Below are 21,419 nucleotides of genomic sequence, written 5' to 3'. Positions count from 1 at the left end.
GAGAGAAAATGAACTTTTCAAACCCAAAAGATAAAGAACAAAAAGGATTCTTGTATATTACAACCGAAATTAGCAATATAAATTATCCTGAGGGAATTGGACAACTTTTTATAGATGGAAATTTTATTAGTCCCGAAGATTATGATCGATTATTAATGTTTAAGTATTTACTTGAAAAAACACCATTAGACAAGCGTAATAAAATTAATGAATACGATGATGTTTTAGTTATTTTATATCGTAGTTTTAATGTCGAAGAATTCAAAGGGCAAATTCAAGAAATTCAAGGGCATTTAGTTAATGATCGGCCAATGGATATGGCAATTGAAGAAACTGAAGCTAGTGAATATATGATTTTTAATACTGGTTTAGCAGTTCGTGTGCTTAATATTGAATTTAAAGATCGTCGTTGTGTAATTACTTACAAAGGAGTTGCTCCATTTATGTGCGACTCAATTACCAACAAAACAGTCACTGGCGAAGTTAATTTCTGAGAACAAATTAACACTACAAATCCTGATAAACTTAACCAAGAAGCACTTAATGTTATTCAAAATAATCTTGCATACGGAGATTTAGATATTAATACTGCACTTAATTCTGATTTATGAAGTCGCACTGAAGAACTACAATCAATGGGAATTTTAAAAACCACTGAAACATTTGTAGAAAACCCTGTAACAAGAGAAAAAGAATATCTTAGAAAAATGATTTTTAATGACAAACCATTTTTAGTTTATAGCGATCCAGAAAACCAATCTGTTTTTTGAACTTTTGAAGATTATAAAGCACTGATTGAAAAATACATTAAGCAAGAGAAGTTAGTAGCTGAAGATAAAGTGTATCTTGCTAAACTCCTTACTTTATTTGGTGTTCTTTCAGATGCAGCCATTCCTCCAATTTTTAAATATAAATTGTTACATGATTTTAATTTAGAATCAATTAAAGAAATTGAAAAAATCTTATCTCATGCTATGTCGATGATGCTTGAAAATGAGGTTTCTCTTGATAAAGTAATTGCAAACCGTTTTCAAAATCAACAAGAAGAATACATGATTAAGGAAAAATATAAAATCCTTAAAGAAACCGTTGAAGGAAATCAAGAAAAAGACGAATACCAAAAAACAATTGCTAATAAAACTCTTTCAAAACGTTATCCAAGTTTTATTCAAAAATCAATTGCCCAAGAAGAACAACGTCTTAGTGAAATGATGAGCTCTTCTCCTGATGCTAATATTGCTCGTACTTACATTGAGTTATTGAAAAAACTTCCATGAAGACTTACACAAAAAGAAAAAATTGATATTCATACTGTACAAGAGATTCTTGACAAACATCACTATGGTTTAGATGATGTTAAAGAAAGAATTATTGAGCATATAGCCTTATTAATTAAAGCCAAAAGGGTTGCTAAAGAAACCGAACTAAAACGTTATTCAGTTGATGATCAAACTGAAATTGATATGAATTTATTCAAAGAAAAAGAAGAAGATACTTATCAATTTAACAATACTCCAATTATTACTTTAATTGGTCCTCCAGGAACTGGAAAAACTTCTTTAACTAAAGCCATTGCTGAAGCATTAGGAAGAAAACTTATTAAAGTATCACTTGGTGGTGTGCATGATGAATCAGAAATACGTGGACATAGAAGAACTTATGTTGGAGCTATGCCTGGAAAAATCATCAAAGCAATTATGAAAGCTAAAGTTTCTAACCCGGTGATTTTACTAGATGAAATTGACAAAATGGCCATTGGCTCAACCAATAAAGGAGATCCTGCTTCAGCAATGCTTGAAGTTCTTGATCCTGAGCAAAATACTAAATTCCAAGATAACTATCTTGAGCATGAGTATGATCTTTCAAAAGTCATTTTCATTGCAACAGCTAATTATTATGAAGGCATCCCTGAAGCCTTACTTGATAGGGTAGAATTAATTGAAGTTCCTGCTTATACATTAAGTGAAAAATTACAAATTGCTCGCACACACTTAATTCCAAAGGTAATTGAGCAAGCATACATTAGTGCGGAATTATTCCAAATTAGTCAAGAGCATTTAGAATTTTTAATTTCACGCTATACACGTGAAGCTGGAGTCCGTGGACTTAAAAAAGTACTTGATAAAATTGCACGGAAAATTTCTAAACAAACTGAATTTGATCCAAGCATTAAAGAATTTGTCATTACACCAGAAATTTTAGAAGAATTTTTAGGACCAACAATTTTTAACCAAGATCCTAAAGATGAAGCATATGTACCAGGAGTGGTTAATGGGCTTGCTTATACTTCATATGGAGGTTCAACCTTACAAATTGAAGTTGATATTTATCCAGGTAAAGGCGAATTAAAATTAACCGGTTCTTTAAAAGATGTAATGAAAGAATCAGCGTTAATTGCTCTTTCATACGTACGGGGAAATGCTAAAGAATTTGGTATTGAAGAATTTGAATTTGATGATAAAACCATTCATATTCACGTTCCTGAAGGAGCAACTCCAAAAGATGGACCAAGTGCTGGGGTAACTTTTACGACTGCGATTTTATCTTCAATTAAAAATATTTCAATTCCAACTAATTATGCAATGACCGGAGAAATTACACTTCGTGGAAGAGTCCTAGAAATTGGTGGACTAAAAGAAAAATCTTTTGCTGCTTACCAAAACGAAATTAAGTATGTTTTTATTCCTAAAAACAACCAAAGAAATTTACAAAAAGTTCCACAAGAGGTTAAAGAAAAACTTACCTATATTCCGGTAGAAAACTATCAAGATATCTACGAAGTTTTATTTGAAAACAAAAAACCAAAAAAAACTATTACAACTAAATAAAGCCACAAAAGGTGGTTTTATTTTACAACTGAAAAAAAATCTTAAATTCATGGTAAAATAATAAAAATTAAAATAATTAGGAAAATATGAGCAAAATTACTACATATAAAGGTCTAGAACCTATTTATAATAAAGAAAAAGCTTGAGCATACATCAATGAAATTGAAACCTTTTTAAAAGAAAAAGCTCAACAAGCCAATGCAAGTGGGTTTATTGTTGGAATTAGTGGTGGAATTGATTCATCACTTGTGTTTTCGCTAGCCAAACGTGTTTTTCCAAATAATACTTTAGGAATTGTTATGCCGGTTAAACAAATGACCGCAAGCGATTTATCAGATATTGCTGAACTTGAGAAGGCTCAAAATGCCAAATTCCAAACTGTTGATTTAACTCAAGTATTTCAAGCATTGCAACAACAATTGCTTTTAAATAATCATTTAGCGCTTTCAAATATTAAGCCACGTTTAAGAATGACTACCTTATATGCTTTAGCACAGGAAAACAATTCGCTTGTGCTTGGTACAGATAATGCCGATGAAGTTTATGTGGGATATTTCACTAAATTTGGTGATGGAGGTGCTGATTTATTACCAATTAGCAAACTTACTAAAGGAGAAGTTAGATTTTTAGCTTCATTAGTTGGCGTGCCTGAATGCATTTTAAATAAAGCTCCATCAGCTGGGCTTTGAGAAGGCCAAACTGATGAAAGTGAATTAGGATTTAGTTATGCTCAACTAGACTTTTTCCTTAATCATTTAGATAATTTTGAATTAATTAAGCAAAACCTTGAACCACAAGTTATTGACAAAATTCAAACTTTACACTATAAAACAGAACACAAACGTCACTTACCACCTACACCAAGTGATGTTAAATAAAAAAGGAGATAATTATGGCTGGACATTCACACGCAGCTAATATTGCCCACAGGAAGGGGGCTCAAGATGCCGCTCGTGGAAAAGTTTTCCAAAAACTTTCAAAGGAAATTTATGTAGCAGCATCACTTGGAGGGCCTGATCCAGATAATAACCCTGCTTTAAAATTAGCTATTGCCAAGGCAAGAAGTAAGAATATGCCTAAAGACAATATTGAAAGAGCTATTGCTAAAGCTAAAGGAGATAAAAACTCAAGCTCATACGTAGAAACCATTTTTAATGCTACCGTTTCTGGTGGAGCCGTTTTTATTGTAGTAACTCTTTCTGATAATATTAACCGTGTTACTTCAAATGTGCAATCATACTTTAATAAGCAAAATGGACAAATGGGAAAAACCAATTCGATTCCATTTGCTTTTGATAAAAAAGGTGTTATCGAATTTGCAAAAGGTAACATTGATGAAGATGAACTTATGCTTATTGCACTTGAAAACGGAGCAGAAAATATTGAAAACAAAGAAGAATCATACCTTCTTACTACTGTGCCAAGTGATTTTAGTAGCTTGAAAAATGCACTTGAAGAAAACTTTGACATTGCTGAATTTATGCAATGTGAAGTCACTTACATTCCAAATATGTACGTTGAATATGATGCCGAAAAACAACAAAAACTTCTTGAATTTGTAGAAAAATTACAAGAAGATGATGATGTGCAAGAGGTATACCACAATATCGAGATTAAGTAAATATGAACCAACAAATAAAAGAATTTTATGATTTATTATGGTTAGCAACAGGAAGCCAGAACTGATCTAAGTTTATTATAGTTCTGATTTTTTTGTTTGCTCTCTTAATTATTCCTTTGATCATTTCTTTTATTTTTCCTCTCTTTAAATCGCGTTTAAATAGCAAATCAAAAGTTTTATTATATGCTTTTACAACTGGGTTTTTTATTGTAATGTCCACTTTTGGATTTATTCGGGAATCGCTTGAAATTTCCTCAATTAATGCGGCTATAATTGTTCCTAATGATCCTAGTTTCACTGAACATCGCGATTTATATATTTATCTTTACAATGTCTTTTTAGTTGGTGGTGGAGTTCTTTTTGGAGTTGTTTTTGCTTATTTTGTTAAATATGTTATTTCATATCGAATTAACAAAGCTTTAATGAGCAACAAAAAAACGCGTGTTTTTATTCACGAACACTCAGATGAACATGGACATACGCACACCCATAAACATGAAGATTACATTTTTAACCGAGAAGATTCTAATGAAATTGCTGAACAAACCCTTATTGATAAAGTTGAAGCCAAGCTTAAAATTATTGCCTTAATTTTATTACTCACTCACCGGATTCCTGAAGGGCTTTTATTAGGTTATAACTTAAATTTACTAGTTCAAAATCGTTCAAATTCACTTTCGATTGCCTTTATTATTAGTTTGATTTTACACTTAATTCCAGAAGAATTGGTCTTTTACTATCGTCTAAGAGACGGAGGGTATTCAAAGTGAAACTCACTTCTTATTTCTTTTTTAGGATTAATGCTTTTTTTTCCGTTTATGTTAATTGGGATTTATAGCGGAGATATCATTAATCAAAATTGAGAAATTAGATCGATTATTTTTTCAACAATTGGTGGAATTTTTCTCTTTACTTCTTTGGTGGAATTTTTCCCAGAGTTTTATCATACTGATACGGACAAAAAAACTTGATTATCGGTGATTACTTGCTTATTTATCGGAGTTATTTTTGCTGTAATTATTCTTTCGATTCATAAGCATTAGTTTTAGTAAGTAAAAAATACCAATAATTACTTGGTATTTTATTTTTATATCAATCAACTAAAAAGTTAAAAATAATAGTGCAAAAAAAGATAAAAAAGTTTATAATTTAAACCATAAAGAGTTAACACTTTATTCAATTTAAATTCATATTTAAAAATATTTTAAAATTAGGAGTTCCTATGAAAATCAAAAATAAAATTCTTGGTGCATTACTTGCTCTTTCAACAGTTTCAATTGCATCAGTAGCATGTACACAACCAACACAAAGTTCATCTAATACAAGTGAAGCTAAAGCTGAAGTTAAACTAACAGATAGCGAAACAACAACTTCAAATACTGATGGTGATGGAACAGGAACTGGTGGTTCAACAGAAGCGGGAGCGACAAACTCAGGAACAGGTTCAACAGAATCTACTTCAGGTGCAGAATCTGGTACTTCAACAGAAGCAAATGGTGAAGCAGCAGCACAACCTACTGAAGCTGAGGAATCAAAACCAACCACTGAAGAAACTCAAGGTAAAGAATCAGAAGAAGCTAAAGAAGGTACCGAAAAAGAAAACCAACAAGATCCAAACGCGCTTTCAAAAGAAGAACAAGAACAAATTGATAAATTAAAACTTTATGTTGAATTATTAACATCAAAACCTGCTGATAAACTTATTGAAATCTTAAATCAAAACGTTCAAAGCATTGATAAACAACAATCAGTTTCAGAAGAAGATGCAAAAAAAATTAATGATGCATACTCATATTTTGAAAGTAAAAAAGAATTTGTTAATGTAAAAACAAAAGAAGAATATAGCGTTGCTAAATTAGATGATTTAGATAAACAAGCAAAAAACTTAAAAGATGCTGTTTCTCCATACTACACCAAATATTTTGAAGCCCAAATTGAAAATAACTTAAGACAATATTCATTTTTAGACAACAAAAAAACAACAAATGATCTTAAACCAATTGTTGAAGAATATAAAAAGAAATACACTTCATACATTAGTCAAAATGTTTTAGAAGAAGAAAACGTTGTTAAGTTAAAAGATAGAAAAAAAGTATTAGATGATTACTACAATGAATTAGTTGTATTAATTGGTGAAGATCAAGCTGCTAAATACAAAGATTATAGTGTTGTAGCAATCTTCCCTTACTACAAAGATGATGAAACAAATTCAGAAAAAACAAATGTTTACCAAATCGTAACTAACTTACCTTTCTATAATGAACAATTTATACAACTTGAAGAAGTTTTAAAATTATTAGATCAAATGAAAGAAAAATTTGGTAAATTAAAACCTTGATTAAAAGATGTTAATGGTGAAGAAAAAGTTAAAGAATTAAGAGAAAAATTTGGTAAATATTACGATGGTTCAGTAGAAGGATTTGATCAAGCAAAATTAGAAGAGCATTTAAAAGCTGTTGCTGATTTCTATAAGTGAGCACAAGAAACTTATAAAGAAGGTCAAGATTCATCAGACGCTAAAACCGTTAAAGACTTTATTGACAAAGTTAAAGATTCATTTGAAACAGAAAAAGCTAAATACGATAAAGCCATTAAAGCCTTAGAAGATACCGAACAAGATAGACGTAAAAAAGAAGTTGATAACAACAAAAAAACATTCAATTCAGAATTAAATGATTTCTTAGATTTATACTTAGAAAATGAAACAAATAAAGATCCTAAAGTTCTTGAAGCGCTTGAAAATGCAAGAAAAGCTTTACACGCTGCAAAAGCACTTTATGAAGGATTAGATATTAATGATGAAGAGCAACAAAAACAACAAGATCTTTTAGCTAGAGCATACATTAATATTTGAGGACCTGCATTTTACACAGTATTACCAGAAGCAGAATGAGGATATGATTTAATCAAAACTCTTAAAACTCCAGTAGATAGAGTTTGATATTACTCAAATAGAATTAAAAATGATTGAAGCAAATACTTTAAATCATACCAAGATGCTTTAGCATCTGCAAAAGCTGAACAAGAAGCAGTGGCAAATAATGAAGAAAAACCTTCAAAAGAAACTGAAACTGAAGCCGAAACTTCTTCATCAGATAAAGAAGCAAGTACAACAACCGAAACAGAAACTAACTAATTTTTAAAGAAATATAAAGCCGCAAATGATTTTGTGGCTTTATTTATACTATCAATAACCTCAAAGGAGCATGATGGAACGTTTTTTACGAGCATTAAAAGAAAAAATCACAAAAGATCAAGTAAATTTAAAAAGAATCCTCTTGCTTGATAAATTATTTAGTATTTCGATTTTATTATTAAATTTATCTTTACTTGGTGTTGCCATTACCACATTAGTCATCCTTGTTCGTAAAGGTTTAGAAACACAAAGCACCTTTTCTGAGCCTTCTTTTATTATCTTGCTGATTTTAGTTATCTTTATTATTTCATCCTTTATTTTAACCGTTGTACTTGCAATTTATCGGGCAAACAGTAAGTATCATCGTTATAAAAAAATCAAAAACACTCTAATTGATTTAGGAATTAAATATCAAAGTGGTGTTATTAGTGAAGAAGAGTTAACTCAATATTTAAATGTTTTATATGATAAATTAAATAAAAAACATAAAGTAGCCTTTAGCAATGTAGTTAAGGAACAATTATCAGGAGGGAAGAATGTATAGCATCGATAATTTTATTAAAAAGACTAGACGTGACAACATTTTGAAATTGTATCTTTTAGGTTTTACTTACTATTTTTTGAATATCTCTTCAATTAGTTTAGCTCTTTATTCAGGAGTTATTGCTGCCTTATTTATTGCATCAGTAAATGGGAATTATTCTAATGGCATCAATCCATTTAAACAGGAATTTGCTTGATTAACAGAAGGAAAAAACTATGTTATTTTAACTGCTTTTATCACTGCATGTACATCAGTTATCACTAGTCTTTTGTCCTTTTTTGTCGTTAATGTTTCTTTTAAAGATCAAAAATCAATTTATCAAAAATTAAAGCTAGAATACCTTATTTTTGAAGATAAATCTCTTTATTATGAAGAACTTAACCAACAAGAAGCCGAATATTTGTTTTATAAAAGAATTTTCTTTATCCTAAAAAATGACAAGTATGATCGGGAAAATTTAATTCCTAGCAACAAAGGAGCTTAGATGAATAAACATAAACTTGATAAAAACAATCCTCCAAAACATCTTAGTGCAGAAAATCAAAAAAAATATCATGAGATTTTGAATGTTTCAAGTAAAAAATATTTTAAAAGTTATTACGTTTTTGTTGCTCTCAATATTATTGCAATTACCATTGCTGCTGCAACTATTGTTTTAAACTTATTTGGAATGCGGTACAATCCATTTCCAGAAGAAACAATGGTTCTTTTTCTTATTATCTCAATTATTTCGGTTGCTATTTCTTTTATTTTGTCTGTGCAAACTTTTTTGAGTATTAAAGACTCAAAAAATAATCTCCAAAATAATATCGAAACCAATCAATCTATGATTGACAAAATCCAAAACAAAGAAAAAATTACTCGTGATGAAATAGATCAAATTTTAAATACATTTTAAATTAAAACAAGCTTTTAAGCTTGTTTTTTATATTCATGGGAATTCCGAAAGTAAGGTGTTTAGGTTAGTTACCAAAAAGTAAATTCCTAAGGTTAACATCATTATACCTCATTTTGTTGGAAGTTGTAAAAAATGTTGATTAAAAAAGCATTTTCTTAATTAAGAAAGATTTTAATTTCTTTCTTTTAGAGATTAGAATTAAAATTTTCCTTTTCTGAAAAGATATTTGACAAAACTTCAGATAATTTTAATATATTTAAATTTGTTTCATAAATGCTTGGCTTTCTAGGAAACATTAATTTTGTCAAACTCATTAAAAGCTTAAAAGCATACTTATTTGAATTTAGATCTCTTATTTGCTTGGTGCATTAATCAATTTAAAAAACATATTGATTAAATTTAATAAAAAACCTAAAAATAGCAACATAAATAACATTTTAAATTTAAAAAACTTTTCGTCTTTTTTTGCTATCATTTTAGTGTGTGAATTAGTAAGATGATATTAAAATCTGAAAATTAAGTAGAACAACATACTTGTGAGCATTACCACACTAAAATAAAATAAAGTTGCTTGTGTTTAATAAGATGGGGGCTGTTGCTTGGCTATTCAACCCATCTTTTTTATATACATTTGAGCTAACTTGAAATATTAAATCTTTTTATTTAAAATAAAATAATATAAATCAGTATCAACAAACTAAATATCAAAATTAAAACAATCTCTTGGTTAAATGATTTTAAATCATTTTTTACATTTATAAAAAATTAATTGAAAAAGCACTTTTATTAAAGTGTCTTTTTTTATTACTTAAAAATTAAGCAAATAAGGAGATGTATTCGATTGAATTTAATGTATAGACTTTTCGATATCTTAAAACTTGATATTTATATTTTGAAACCAAACTTTCTGCTCAAGCTGTTTGTTTATCAACATAACATGATGAAATTTGATCATAATTAATTAAGAAAGCTTTTAATTGCTTTCTTTTGGAGATTGGAATTAAAGTTTTTCCTTTTCATAAAAGATATTTAACGAAATTTCACATAATCTTAATAGATTTAAATTTGTTTCATAAGTGCTTAGCTTTTTGGGAAACATTCATTTGGTAAAACTTATTAAAAGCTTGAAAAGCATACTTATTTGAATTTGGGTGTTTCTCATTTGCTCGATGCATCAATAATTTAAAAATTGAATTCCCTAGATGGTAAGTATCTAAAATAAAATCAGCATTTAAATACCGAGCCAGTGCTTTAAATTCTTTAGTGTTATCACTAAATAAATTACCTGATTTTGACAATATCAAAAAGATTTAATAACTAAATTAAAAGAAACTTATCAGAAACTACCAATTTCCAAACACATGATTAAAAATTCACAAGTACCAAGAAAATACATTTTAACTTACAATGCACCTTTATTAGCTTGTAAGCAACGTAATGCTTACAAAGATGTATTCAAATAATATTTTGAATCACTAAAAATTTAATTTAAGGAGTAAATATGAATGAATTACAAAAAAGAGTCAAAGAACTAAACATTGACAACACAAACGCAGAAAAAACTAGTTCAAAAAACGTTAAAAAACTAAAAAAGAATATTAGTATTACACTTAGCGAAGAAGCACTTAGAAAGCTTGATGATATTAATGAAGCCAAAGGGAACATCTTCTCACGCTCACAACTAATTGAATTTATTATTAAACAATATTAAAAAATACCAGCTTTGTTCTGGTATTTTTTAATATAAATTTAATCGAACAGTTCTGTGGGATCAATTTTAAATTGTAACATATTTGCTGATGGCTTTCCCCTGTCACCACCTTTACGTTGTATAGTTATTTTACCAAGCTTTAATGAGTCCTTTGGACTAATAATTACTTTACCGTCATCAAAATAATATTTAATAACTTCATTTATATTTTTTAAAACTCATTTAGCATCTTTATGAATTTTTTGTGCTACCAGCACTCATTCTGCACTAAACTCACCACGTCCTTTAAGGATATCAGCAACAATTAGAATTTTGTTTTTGTTAATTCAATTTATCAATTTATTTTGTTCACTTTCAGAAAATTCAGTCATAAACATTCTTCTTTTATCTTTTTTGATTTATACGGTGGCGTTTCTCCGGTAAAATATTCAAGAATTTTTAATACGTCATCAGGAATGTTTCATAGTTTATGATAACTAGATAATTTTCTTTTATCAACTTGATTAAAGCCTCTTTTATTACTTACCAATTTCACTTGAATATTTTCCACGTCTATAGCATCTTTTAATTTAATTTGTACTTTTACATTAACATCTGCCTTAAAACCAGTTATTACAACTGCTTTAACGTATTCGATATTACCTAAATCATAATTCATGATTTCTAATCATTTTCTTGCATCAACATCAACTTTTCAATTGTTAAATTTGTCAGCTACATCTTGTTCATTTTTAAATCCATTTTTTGCAATTTGAGAACCTAAACTAGTATTATTGATTTTATTTAATTCCTTTAGTTGCTTCTAGCATTTTGCTAGCAACTTCTTTTATAACTGATGTTGTCATTGCATTTCCTGCTTGTGATAAAATCATATTATTACTTAAATTATTTTCTTTAACTTTTATAGCTATTTCTTCTGGGAATCCCTGTAATAATAAAGATTCATAACCACTTAATTTTCTTATTTTTCCATGATATACATATAATAAACCATGTCTTCCAGTTCTTAACGTAGGAAAAACTGAATTATATAATCTTAAGTCGGATTGTCTTCAATCAATTACATGATTCTCTTTTGCTAATATTTCATCTATACTGTATTTATTATTATTGTATTTATTGGATAAGTATTTTAAAAATGTTTTGTTGTGTGGATTAAATAGTAGCTCATTTTTTTGTCCAAATAATAAGTGAATAATATTTCGCGTTTTACAGGTTTTGGAAAATTATATTCATTTATTCCTAAGTCCTGTCTAAAACCTACTATATATACTCTTTCTCTCATTTGTGGTACACCATATTCAAAGCTATTCAACACTTTTCAAAAAACATTATAACCGGCTTCTTCTAATTCACTTAAAATTATCTTAAGCGTTTTTCCTTTATCATGATTGACTAAGCCTTTTACATTTTCGAATAAAAAATATTTTATTTTTCTTTCTTTTAGAATTTTAATCAAAGAATAAATTATCTGTCCTCTTTCATCATTAAAACCTTTTCTCTTTCCTGCTAATGAGAATGTTTGACATGGGAAACCTGCTATCATAAAATCGAATTCAGGTAAACTTTCAATGTCTATTTTAGTTAAATCACCATAATTTCTTTCATCATTAAAAAATATTTTATAGGTTGCGGATGCTTTTGGATCAATTTCACTATGTCCCACACAACTTAAACCATTCATTTCTAATCCTATTCTACCAGCACCAATCCCAGAACAAAAATCAAAAAATTTCATATAACTCCTTTTTATTTGAAACTTATGAAACTTAATTTTATTAAAATTATATTAAATTTAATACTATTAAATAATCTAAAATATTATTTTCTAATAACTATGTTAAAGTTATATTACATAGTAATATACATAATTAATTAAATTATTTTGTATTATCAAATGATAGTAAATAATAGAATGAAGCAACTACTACATTCCTAAAGTTAACTCATCTTCTTTTTGTTTCTTTTCTTGAACTTCTTGCTCTTTTTCTCATTCAGGGTAGTCGGTTGCTTCATATAATTCAGACGGATTCTTATCGTAGTAATCTTTTCAATATTTCTCTTTCATTAAGTTTATTAATTATTTCTTCATAACTTAATGCTTGAATATCTTGATAGCTTTTGTAACCTTTAACATTCCTAATTAGTCAATTTTCATCATCGTACGAAGCAATATAATCTACTAGCTCACTATCACTTAAATAACTAATTCTAGTAATGACTGCTAATGGAGGTACCGAACATAAATTTGCTAAAACTTCGTTTAATATATCTTGCGACATTTTGTATGAGATATCTTTAAAATCATAGAAATCTTGTTGAGTATATATTATAAAAGGTTGTTTGTTTCGCTAAAAGTAGGGAAATAATTCCATGCTCTTGAAGCAAAATAAAAGCTAGGTTTTTACCCTAGCGTGTTGTTTAGGAATTAAGAGTAGTTTTCTAGCATAGTTTGAGCATTCACTTCTATTTTTTCCGTGTGAATAAACTTGTTGTTTTGTTTAGCAGTTTTAAATAAAGTAAATTTAAACTCATCAGTAAAATTTAACACAATTGATTTATCTGATAACTTGATTAAGCGACTAGGAAATCAAAATTTGTAATCTTGGTATTTACTTTTTTTAGCAAGAATGATTAAGGTACTCTTTAAAGTCTCGATTTCTACTTGATTAGCATGAAAGCTAATACTGATGAAATTATGAATACGCATTTCGGTTTTGAGATATTGTCTCTTAACCGCAAGAACATTCTTAAACATTTTTCCAACTAGCTTAAAGAAGTTGTTGATTTGATATTTACTTAAATTCAAGTCTTTAAACACGTTGTTGTGAACGGCTTGAATTTTTTTAGTCCCGTACTTGGTATCAACGACGTATCAAAACGCGAAACACACATTTTACTTTTATAGTGTTCAAATTTTTGTTCCACGTTTTTTAAGTAATTTTATAAGCGTATTTTTTGCCTTTGAAATCATTAGAGTTTTTGTCTAATTTTTTTGATTTTGTTTTTTAATCAACTTTCTTTCTTGCTTTGCTTAGGTTTAGCTTTTAAATTAGCAAGTTTCAATATCGGCAAAAACATATTTAACTTTTTAAAGCCATATGTGAATGCGAAATATACTTTGTTGGGTGTATAAAGAATATAGTTGTTAGTAGTTTTACCTTGAAGCTGTTTTACCGCTTCCGGTTTCTCCGATAAAAAAGATTGATGATGAAGGCCGTTTAGCGGTCTTTTTCATATCATCAAAGAACAATAGCCCATTTGCGTAAGCTTGTGAACCTAAAATAAAGTAATCATGATCATTAAAATATTCACTAGTTCATGGCCAACTTCTGGCGATATTTAGCAAAGAAAAGGTTGTGGTATATTTGTCATAAAAACTTCCATTTTGCTCAAAAAGAGTTTTTAAATTATTTAGTTGCCTATACTGTTTTGGGGATTGGCTAATTTGAAATCTTTTATTAATTTGTTCTTGAATTACTAAAGCATCTTTAAAGCTCTTATCATCCATTGCATAAGTAATCTCAATAAAGCTAGCTTTGTATAACCGAGTTTGGTATTTATTAAATTCAGCAATATATTCTTCAAGTGCTTGTTCTTCAGAATTTAATTGGTGACTTTCTACAATTGATAAGGAATTAAACTGCTTGTAATTTAAAATCCTAGTTGCTTTATCAAAAGCTTTAACGGTATTTTCATGAGATAAAGCATGCAAATCCACTATGAAATTTGAATATTTATTACTAAAATAATCCCTTAAAAATTCATCTTGCAATAAGATTGGCAATTCTTCAAAAGCACTAATAGAAAGTAATTCGGTTTTGCTTTTGATATGATCCTTTGCAATAATTCAATCACCACTATCAAAAGAGACAATGTCTTTATCAAGTTTAATCGGAGCACGAAATAGATTCGAAAAAACGTTAGCAATGTCTTCTTGAGAAGTGATAATTTGCGGATCTAAATTCTTAATTGCTTGTAATGAATGCTTTAATTTGTGATAAAAGTCGTAATGTGTGTAATTTTTAGGAATTTGAACCATGAAAAAATAGGAGTATTTTAAGGTATTTTGATCCCGTTCAAAACGCTTTAATTCTTGGTAAGCATTTGAGTAATAATTGTTGTAATAACTTTGCTTTTGTTGTTCTGGTGATAGCCTAGCAAAAGAAGTTTTTAAATTATTAATATTAGCTAATAAATTTTGGTTCATATTAACTTTTAAAAACTTTATAGCATCAAAATTATTGGCCAAAAAAGCATGCAACTTTCTTTGATAACTAGCTATTTCAGCATCTGAAAACTTTCAAATATCAAATCCTTTAATTTCTACTAAGTAATATAAGTTGTCTTTTCAAATAATGACTCCGTTTTGATCAATATTTGAAACTGGCAAGGCATATTGTAAGTCAGTGACTTTCAGGTGTTTTTTAGAAAATCAAAACGAAATTGCCGATAAAGCTACACGATAATTACGCTTGTCAGATAACTTAGTCATTCCAAAAGTTAAAATTAATACCGAAATAAAAACAGAAATAATTAAAGTAGCTATTCAACCTTTAAATGGATAAGCAATAGTTCCAAGACCAAAACTAAAAACAACTGTGGTGATTATAAAAATCACGTCGGATAATTTGATTTTTCCATCAAAAATCTTGACATTATTGTCGGTTATATTTTTAGGTTGAAGCATCTTTTTTCTCTTCCTTTTCAATTTTGGTTTGTGCTTGAATATTTTCGTTTTTGGTTTCTAATTCAACCTTAACCTTGATTTCTTGAGGAGAAAGTGCTTTAATTGCTTCTTGGGCTATTGGTTTATTTAAAGCATTTGCCTCTTTGGATTTAGGCTTTAATAAGTTGGATTTGATGGTCTCAAAATAAGATCCCGGTTTTTGCAATGAACTTAAACTTGGAGAATATTTTGGTGCAGGTGCAGGCATTGACGGCAAAGGTGCAGGAGCTGATGAAGATATTGGCTTTGGTGTTTTGTTTTTCATTGTTTTAGAGCTTTGTTTAGAGGATCCTTTTTTAAAGGGTATTTTAGGGACGATCATTCCTCCAATAGCTGAAATAGTTCTATTTCCTGCTAAAAAGTCCACTTCACTATCTAGACCCATATAAATAACAAATTTTTCTAAAAATTTACTAAAGACCGCACTTAAGGAAAACATAATTACCACACTTAAAATCGTTCTCACTAACCAACTTACTTTTTGTAAAATGTCACTTTTACCAAAAACTTTTTCAGCAGCCATTGATGTAAGTTCATCAACATAAATATTGAGATATTGCATCATGGTAAAACCTACCGTGGTTAGAAAATAAGATAAAACATAACTCTTAATTTCGCGATTAAAAGCCTTGGTTTGTGCCTCTTGACCTCGAAGTAATTGAATATTAATTAAAGGGGCAAAAGTTAATTTTAAAAATAAGTTAAAAATAATTTTTGTCCCAGCAAGAGTAAAGTTTAAAGCTATCATGAGTTGAATCAAAATTTTAGGCAATCCTGAGATAAAAAATAACATTGTATCTCCTCATTGTGTGGTACTTCAATGACCTTTATCTCACATGTAATTTGAATTGGCCAAATTTGACCATGCTTGAGCATCTCAACCACGATTGGCATTTCACTCAGGGAAGCGAACTAATTGTCACATCTCATCATGGGCACTTTTAAAATCTAATAATGATAAGAAAAAATCTAACACTAACTTTAAAGCTCATTGAGAAAAGTAAATTAGAATTGGCAGCAAAAAGGCAATTAGAAAATATCGAGGTAATGCCCGCAAGAAGCTTCGAAAATATGGAGTTTCTGGATTTTTTAATTGTTTTAAAATTGCTAAAACCCCGATAATAATGGCTAAAATAGCCACCGGTGCTAAAAATAATAAATAAATGGGATTAGGTTTTAAATCATAAATACTATGAATTTGGTCTCTTGATTTGCCAAAAAAGAGCAAGTTGAATAAATCAAAAGTAATAAAATTAAACACCTCAACTAAAATTAAAGTCACCATAAATGGGAATCAAATAAAAATGACATAAAAAATTGATGCTGGTGCAAATAAAATAGAATTAATTAATCATTGAAACATGTTATTGGATTAATAAACTTAATGTTTGTAATAATACCGTAGAAGCTACCACAATTAATAAACCAACACCAAGCCCAATTGCTGAAAGTTTAACTGCTTTTTTAGCGTTAGTTAAATCGCTATTTTGTGAAGATTTGTTGGTTAAAACGCGATAGTTTTTGTAAATAGCAATGCCATAGACCATCATTAAATACATTCCAATTGGAATTAAAATCGGGGTAATACAAATGAGAATCAGCTGCATACCTTCATTGACAATTGAGGAAATTGATTTTTTAACTTGGTTAAGTTTTGAGGAACCACCCGTTTCTTCAAAAAATGCCGTAATATTTTGGATCATTTATTGTCCTTTCTATTATGTAAGTGATTTTAGAAGAGTTGATAATACGGGTTTGAATTTGCAATTAAGGATAAAATTTTTGAATTATTCCCGGCAATTCTTCTAAAAGTGATCTAAATTCTTCTTTGGTAAATCTCTTCATTAACTTGGGCAATTGTTTATCTTGAAAACTAAATGATTCTGGAATTCTTGAAGGATTTATAAGAAAATCTAAAATTGTTTCATGAAAAAGTTCTATTTTGTCATTAGATAATTTCTGATCATTTTTAATATCTAAGATTAAAAAGAGATTCTTTAAATCGAATATTTTTCTAATATATTCACTAAAAGTGGTGGTGTTAGGTTCTTCGATTTCTTTTAGCAATTGATAAAATAAATTAAGTATCAAATATTGATCTTTAAGAGAGGTTTTGAAAAATCTATCTAAAAAGAAATCTCTTTTATCAGTTTGTAGTGCTTTTTCAGGATAAATTTGAATTTTGTGTAGATCTTTTATTATTTGTTTAATTAAGATCTGCTTTTGATTTTGCGGCATTGATAATCCTTTCAAAATTTTTAAAACAAGGTTAAAAAGTAATTTCTATCTTTTAAAATTCTCCTTTCTACCAAGGAATAAAAAAGATGATAACTTCTGTTATCACCATACTTTCACAATACTCATAAATAATGGATAAATTGATATAATAAATTCATGAAACATTTAAGTGAAAAAAAACACGTAGTTTTTACTGATGTAGATGGTACAATCTATCCTTTTCCAGATAAAAATTTTACAAAAGAAACATTAGATAAATTTGAGGAATTAAAAATAAAAGGGGTTCCTGTAGTATTAAATACAGGTAATCCAGCAAGTGCTAAAATTCAAAAACTAGCTGAAAAAGTACATAGCGATTACATCATTTGCGCAAATGGTGCAATGGTTTTTGATAATATTAATAAAAAGCCCGCTTTTGTTGAGCATATGCCCTTAAGCGAACTTCAAAAAGTATGAAAAGTATCTAATATTGTTAAAGCGCCACTATATTATTTTGGAGATACACAATACTACCTTAAAGACATGTCTTTAGAATGACAACAATTCTTAGAAAAATTTACCGAATATTACGAGTTTATTACGCATGGTGAAATTGTGGATAATATCCATAAAGTTGAAGTATATGGCGAACCTGAGTTAATTCAAGCTTTTTATGATGAAGCTTTAAAACATGATATTGATTTAAATATCGTTAATTTAAATACACATATTGAAATTACCAAACGAGGAGTTTCAAAAGCCTCAGGGCTTAAATGAGTGTGCGAAAATATCTACCAATGTAGTATTGATGATGTGATGGCCATTGGTGATAGCCCTAATGATATTTCGATGTTAGAAATTGCAGGATATTCATATGCTATGGATAATGCTGACCGTTTAACAAAAAACATTGCTAAGTATTACACATCTGATGTTAAGCAAAATGGTTTTGCTGAAGCGGTTGATGATTATTTATACCGTTCTGATTTTGAGCTTAAGAAGCAAATTTCGCAACAAACTAAGAAAAAATAATGATTTGAATTATTCTTTTTGCAAGTATTTTAGGTACTATAGCCCTGATTTTGTTCGGGCTTATTTTAATTAAATTTTGACTTTGAAAACTCGAACGTCAACTTAATAATGAATTAACTAAAGCCAATCAAGACCAAAATAATTTAATTTTCACTCTTAAACGCATTGAAAATATTCGTAATCAAAACCAAGCTTTTGCTCAAGAATACAAAGCTCTTAATGCCTTAAATAGTCTTGTAGAAGTGCAAAAAAACGAATTAGATGTTGCTTATCAAAATTTAATTTTGGCTTTAAATTTAAAAAGTCTTTTTAATCTTTCCAAGTTAAAAAAAATCTATTTAATTAAGAGAAATTATTTTAATAGCAATATTTTAAAATACAAAGAAATCGCCAAAGGTCTCAAAAGTGATTGAGATAGCACTGATAGTGATATTTCAATTTTGCTAACTCAACTAACCCAAGCGAAACGTTATTTAGAAAGTAACCAAAAAATATTAAGCAACATTTACAGTGAGTTATTTAATCAAGTCAAAAATTATTCAAGTACTTTAACAAATATTGATAATAGCTTAGTTAATCAAGGAAATTTTGAACAAATTAATCAAACTTTAGATGGTTTACAAAATCAAATCAATCACTTTTTTACATACCTTAATCACGCCAAAAATATTGAATTTAGTTTATTTGTGCATTTGCCTTATCTTTTTCATTGCTATCAAAAAGATTTAGATGAGCTAGAAATGACTTCATTTTTTAAAGTTAAAAACGAATTTAATGCTTTACAAAATAACTTTAATCAATATGAATTAGCAATGTTGGAATTTAAAATTAAAGATTTTTATCGCTATTTCTTTAAACAATATCTTGAAGATACTAAACAAAAAACTTTAAGACTTTTTAAAGAAAATTATTCTCCTATTATTAACGAAATTGTTGAATCGCTTCAATTTATCAAAGGTTTAGATTTAGCTAACATTCGAATTATTAATGAGCTAAATGATCTCATGAATTATCGTGATTTTCTTCTTGAAGAACGTGATTTTGAAGAATATTTCACTAGTTTAGAGAGTTTTTTAGAATCCTTTTTTAATTTACAAATATTGCTCAATCAAGAAAAATTTGAACGACAAAGATTGCAATTTTGAGAAAATTCAAATAATCAAGAAATTCAAGACTCAATTAAATGATATTTTGAAATTATGCAACATAATTTAGTCTTATCAAATTTAAATAGTTCTAAATTTCGTGATAAAATTAAACAATTACAAGAGTTATACCAAAACTACTTTTCAAATAAAACCACACTCAAAGAACTTAAACCAATTTGAAATGCTTGAGTTGAACTATTAGCGTTTTTCATTGAACAAATTGCTTTAAATGAACAATATAAAGAATATTGCGAGTTTTTATATGTTGCTTTAAAACAAAAAGAAAAGAGCATCTTGCAATATGATCATAGTTTTCAGCAACGAATTCATAATCTTATGGAAAGGTCACAATATGTCGAAGCTTTTAAACTTTTAAAAGCTCAAATTTAATATGTATAGTAAAATTTTAATCCGCTATGGAGAGCTTGTTTTAAAGAAGAAAAATCGTAAAGAATTCATTAAACAACTTGAATATAATATTGAAAAAATTACTGGATATAAACCACAAACTGAATTTGACCGTATGTATCTTGAATACAATAAAGAGACAATTCAAAAGCTTAATTATGTTTTTGGAATTAGTTCTTATTCGCCGGTAATGGTGGTAGATAATGACTTAGATGCATTTAAAAATGCTATTTTACAACTTATTGATCCAAAGGCAAAAACCTTTAAAATTGCAGCTCGAAGAAATTACAAAAAGTTTGAACTTAGTTCAGATCAAATTAATCATGCTTTGGGTGGATTTGTTTTAAAAAATACCAATTTAAAGGTTGATGTTCACCATCCAGATCAAACTTTCTTTGTCGAAGTTAGAAATGGTCGAACCTATATTTTTAGTCAATACATTAAAGGATTAGGTGGTTTACCAACTGGAATTGCAGGAAGAGTTACTCATTTAATTAGTGGTGGTTTTGACTCACCTGTAGCTGCTTATTTAATGATGAAACGCGGTGTTAAAGTTGATTTTTTATGCTTTTTAACACCGCCGCAAACAGATGAAAAAACTCGAGAAAAAATTATCAATTTAGTTAAAGTTTTATCAAGATATCAGGTTTCTTCGCGTCTATATTTTGCTGATTATTCAAACTTAATGAACTATATTTCTTTTGTATCTAAACCAAGCTACAAAATTAATTTAATGCGTCGTAGTTTTTACCGAATTGCTTCAAAATTCTCGGAAAAAAGAAAAAATTTGGCAATTTCGAATGGCGAAAATTTAGGTCAAGTTGCTTCGCAAACATTAGAATCAATTTATTCAATTGAAAATACAACTTTAACACCTGTTTTACGCCCTTTAATTACTTATGATAAAAATGATATTATCGATATTGCCAAAGCTATCGGGACTCATGGTATTTCAATTTTAAAAGCTAATGAGACTTGTGAGTTATTTGCCCCTAAAGAACCTGTGACTAAGCCAAATATAGAAACAGCTGAAAAATTAGAAGCTGAATTAAGTCAAATTTTTGAGCTTGAAGATGATTTATTAATGCATAAAATAGAAGTTTTAGAAATTAAACCAGAATAGCATTTTTGCTATTTTTTTATTTTT

At 28.5% G+C, this 21,419-nt stretch carries 21 protein-coding genes and 1 pseudogene; 12 read left to right on the top strand and 10 right to left on the bottom strand.

Annotation, left to right across the window (positions count from 1 at the left end; genetic code table 4):
- Positions 1-8: 8 nt before the first annotated feature.
- From lon to Q349_RS03300, 8 genes are all read left to right on the top strand, one after another.
- Positions 9-2,828, top strand: a complete 2,820-nt coding sequence (gene lon / locus Q349_RS02405; protein ID WP_084270844.1) for an endopeptidase La — start codon at positions 9-11, stop codon at positions 2,826-2,828.
- 86 nt (positions 2,829-2,914) lie between these two features.
- A complete protein-coding gene (gene nadE, locus Q349_RS02400; protein ID WP_051616770.1) occupies positions 2,915-3,706 on the top strand; it encodes an NAD(+) synthase in 792 nt (263 codons plus the stop codon).
- Between the two features lie 14 nt (positions 3,707-3,720).
- A complete protein-coding gene (locus Q349_RS02395) occupies positions 3,721-4,449 on the top strand; it encodes a YebC/PmpR family DNA-binding transcriptional regulator (RefSeq protein WP_036464714.1) in 729 nt (242 codons plus the stop codon).
- Positions 4,450-4,451: 2 nt separating this feature from the next.
- A complete protein-coding gene (locus tag Q349_RS02390; RefSeq protein ID WP_084270843.1) occupies positions 4,452-5,492 on the top strand; it encodes a ZIP family metal transporter in 1,041 nt (346 codons plus the stop codon).
- A gap of 179 nt (positions 5,493-5,671) precedes the next feature.
- The gene (locus Q349_RS02385) at positions 5,672-7,585 is read left to right on the top strand and encodes a prolipoprotein diacylglyceryl transferase (RefSeq protein WP_036464711.1); all 1,914 of its coding nucleotides are present in this window, start codon (positions 5,672-5,674) and stop codon (positions 7,583-7,585) included.
- Between the two features lie 73 nt (positions 7,586-7,658).
- Positions 7,659-8,129: a DUF4231 domain-containing protein gene (locus tag Q349_RS02380; RefSeq protein WP_036464707.1), complete on the top strand. Its 471-nt coding sequence runs from the start codon at positions 7,659-7,661 to the stop codon at positions 8,127-8,129.
- Positions 8,122-8,613, top strand: coding sequence for a DUF4231 domain-containing protein (locus Q349_RS02375; protein ID WP_036464705.1), 492 nt, complete (start codon positions 8,122-8,124; stop codon positions 8,611-8,613). Before Q349_RS02380 ends, Q349_RS02375 begins: the two co-directional genes overlap by 8 nt.
- A complete protein-coding gene (locus Q349_RS03300) occupies positions 8,614-9,027 on the top strand; it encodes a hypothetical protein (protein WP_051616768.1) in 414 nt (137 codons plus the stop codon).
- 815 nt (positions 9,028-9,842) lie between these two features.
- Here Q349_RS03300 and Q349_RS02365 read toward each other — a convergent pair.
- A complete protein-coding gene (locus tag Q349_RS02365) occupies positions 9,843-10,331 on the bottom strand; it encodes a hypothetical protein (RefSeq protein ID WP_156932524.1) in 489 nt (162 codons plus the stop codon).
- Positions 10,332-10,528: 197 nt separating this feature from the next.
- On the opposite strand from Q349_RS02365, the gene Q349_RS02360 reads away from it, so the two are divergent.
- Positions 10,529-10,738, top strand: coding sequence for a hypothetical protein (locus Q349_RS02360; protein WP_036464699.1), 210 nt, complete (start codon positions 10,529-10,531; stop codon positions 10,736-10,738).
- Between the two features lie 38 nt (positions 10,739-10,776).
- Here the strand turns inward: Q349_RS02360 and Q349_RS03470 are convergent.
- From Q349_RS03470 to Q349_RS02320, 9 genes and pseudogenes are all read right to left on the bottom strand, one after another.
- Positions 10,777-11,396, bottom strand: a pseudogene (locus Q349_RS03470) (hypothetical protein).
- A gap of 121 nt (positions 11,397-11,517) precedes the next feature.
- Complete coding sequence (locus tag Q349_RS03465) at positions 11,518-11,724, bottom strand: DNA cytosine methyltransferase (RefSeq protein WP_281171157.1); 207 nt, start codon at positions 11,722-11,724, stop codon at positions 11,518-11,520.
- A gap of 146 nt (positions 11,725-11,870) precedes the next feature.
- A complete protein-coding gene (dcm, locus tag Q349_RS03425) occupies positions 11,871-12,476 on the bottom strand; it encodes a DNA (cytosine-5-)-methyltransferase (RefSeq protein ID WP_198763713.1) in 606 nt (201 codons plus the stop codon).
- Between the two features lie 189 nt (positions 12,477-12,665).
- Positions 12,666-12,806: a hypothetical protein gene (locus tag Q349_RS03385; protein WP_156932523.1), complete on the bottom strand. Its 141-nt coding sequence runs from the start codon at positions 12,804-12,806 to the stop codon at positions 12,666-12,668.
- Between the two features lie 360 nt (positions 12,807-13,166).
- Complete coding sequence (locus Q349_RS02340) at positions 13,167-13,496, bottom strand: hypothetical protein (RefSeq protein WP_156932522.1); 330 nt, start codon at positions 13,494-13,496, stop codon at positions 13,167-13,169.
- A gap of 399 nt (positions 13,497-13,895) precedes the next feature.
- A complete protein-coding gene (locus tag Q349_RS02335) occupies positions 13,896-15,428 on the bottom strand; it encodes a hypothetical protein (RefSeq protein WP_036464690.1) in 1,533 nt (510 codons plus the stop codon).
- On the bottom strand, positions 15,415-16,830 hold the full coding sequence (locus Q349_RS02330; protein WP_036464687.1) for an Mbov_0396 family ICE element transmembrane protein: 1,416 nt from the start codon (positions 16,828-16,830) through the stop codon (positions 15,415-15,417). Before Q349_RS02330 ends, Q349_RS02335 begins: the two co-directional genes overlap by 14 nt.
- Before the next feature lies 1 nt (position 16,831).
- Positions 16,832-17,170 (bottom strand): hypothetical protein, encoded by a 339-nt coding sequence (locus Q349_RS02325; RefSeq protein WP_036464684.1) that lies wholly within the window; start codon positions 17,168-17,170, stop codon positions 16,832-16,834.
- Between the two features lie 64 nt (positions 17,171-17,234).
- Positions 17,235-17,705 (bottom strand): hypothetical protein, encoded by a 471-nt coding sequence (locus Q349_RS02320; protein WP_036464680.1) that lies wholly within the window; start codon positions 17,703-17,705, stop codon positions 17,235-17,237.
- Positions 17,706-17,861: 156 nt separating this feature from the next.
- On the opposite strand from Q349_RS02320, the gene Q349_RS02315 reads away from it, so the two are divergent.
- The 3 genes from Q349_RS02315 to thiI are packed head-to-tail and all read left to right on the top strand — an operon-like array spanning position 17,862 to position 21,395.
- Positions 17,862-18,716 (top strand): Cof-type HAD-IIB family hydrolase, encoded by an 855-nt coding sequence (locus Q349_RS02315; RefSeq protein WP_036464677.1) that lies wholly within the window; start codon positions 17,862-17,864, stop codon positions 18,714-18,716.
- Positions 18,716-20,254 carry a hypothetical protein gene (locus Q349_RS02310; RefSeq protein WP_036464675.1) on the top strand — a complete coding sequence of 513 codons (1,539 nt, stop codon included), beginning with the start codon at positions 18,716-18,718 and terminating at the stop codon, positions 20,252-20,254. Before Q349_RS02315 ends, Q349_RS02310 begins: the two co-directional genes overlap by 1 nt.
- A 1-nt stretch (position 20,255) precedes the next feature.
- Positions 20,256-21,395, top strand: a complete 1,140-nt coding sequence (gene thiI, locus Q349_RS02305; protein WP_036464672.1) for a tRNA uracil 4-sulfurtransferase ThiI — start codon at positions 20,256-20,258, stop codon at positions 21,393-21,395.
- The last annotated feature ends 24 nt before the right edge of the window (positions 21,396-21,419 follow it).

The organism is Mycoplasmopsis sturni DSM 22021 (genome assembly GCF_000701485.1).
Lineage (GTDB): Bacteria > Bacillota_I > Bacilli_A > Mycoplasmatales > Metamycoplasmataceae > Mycoplasmopsis > Mycoplasmopsis sturni.
Note: the sequence above shows the minus strand (reverse complement) of the source record. Positions and strands in the feature narration are given on the sequence as shown.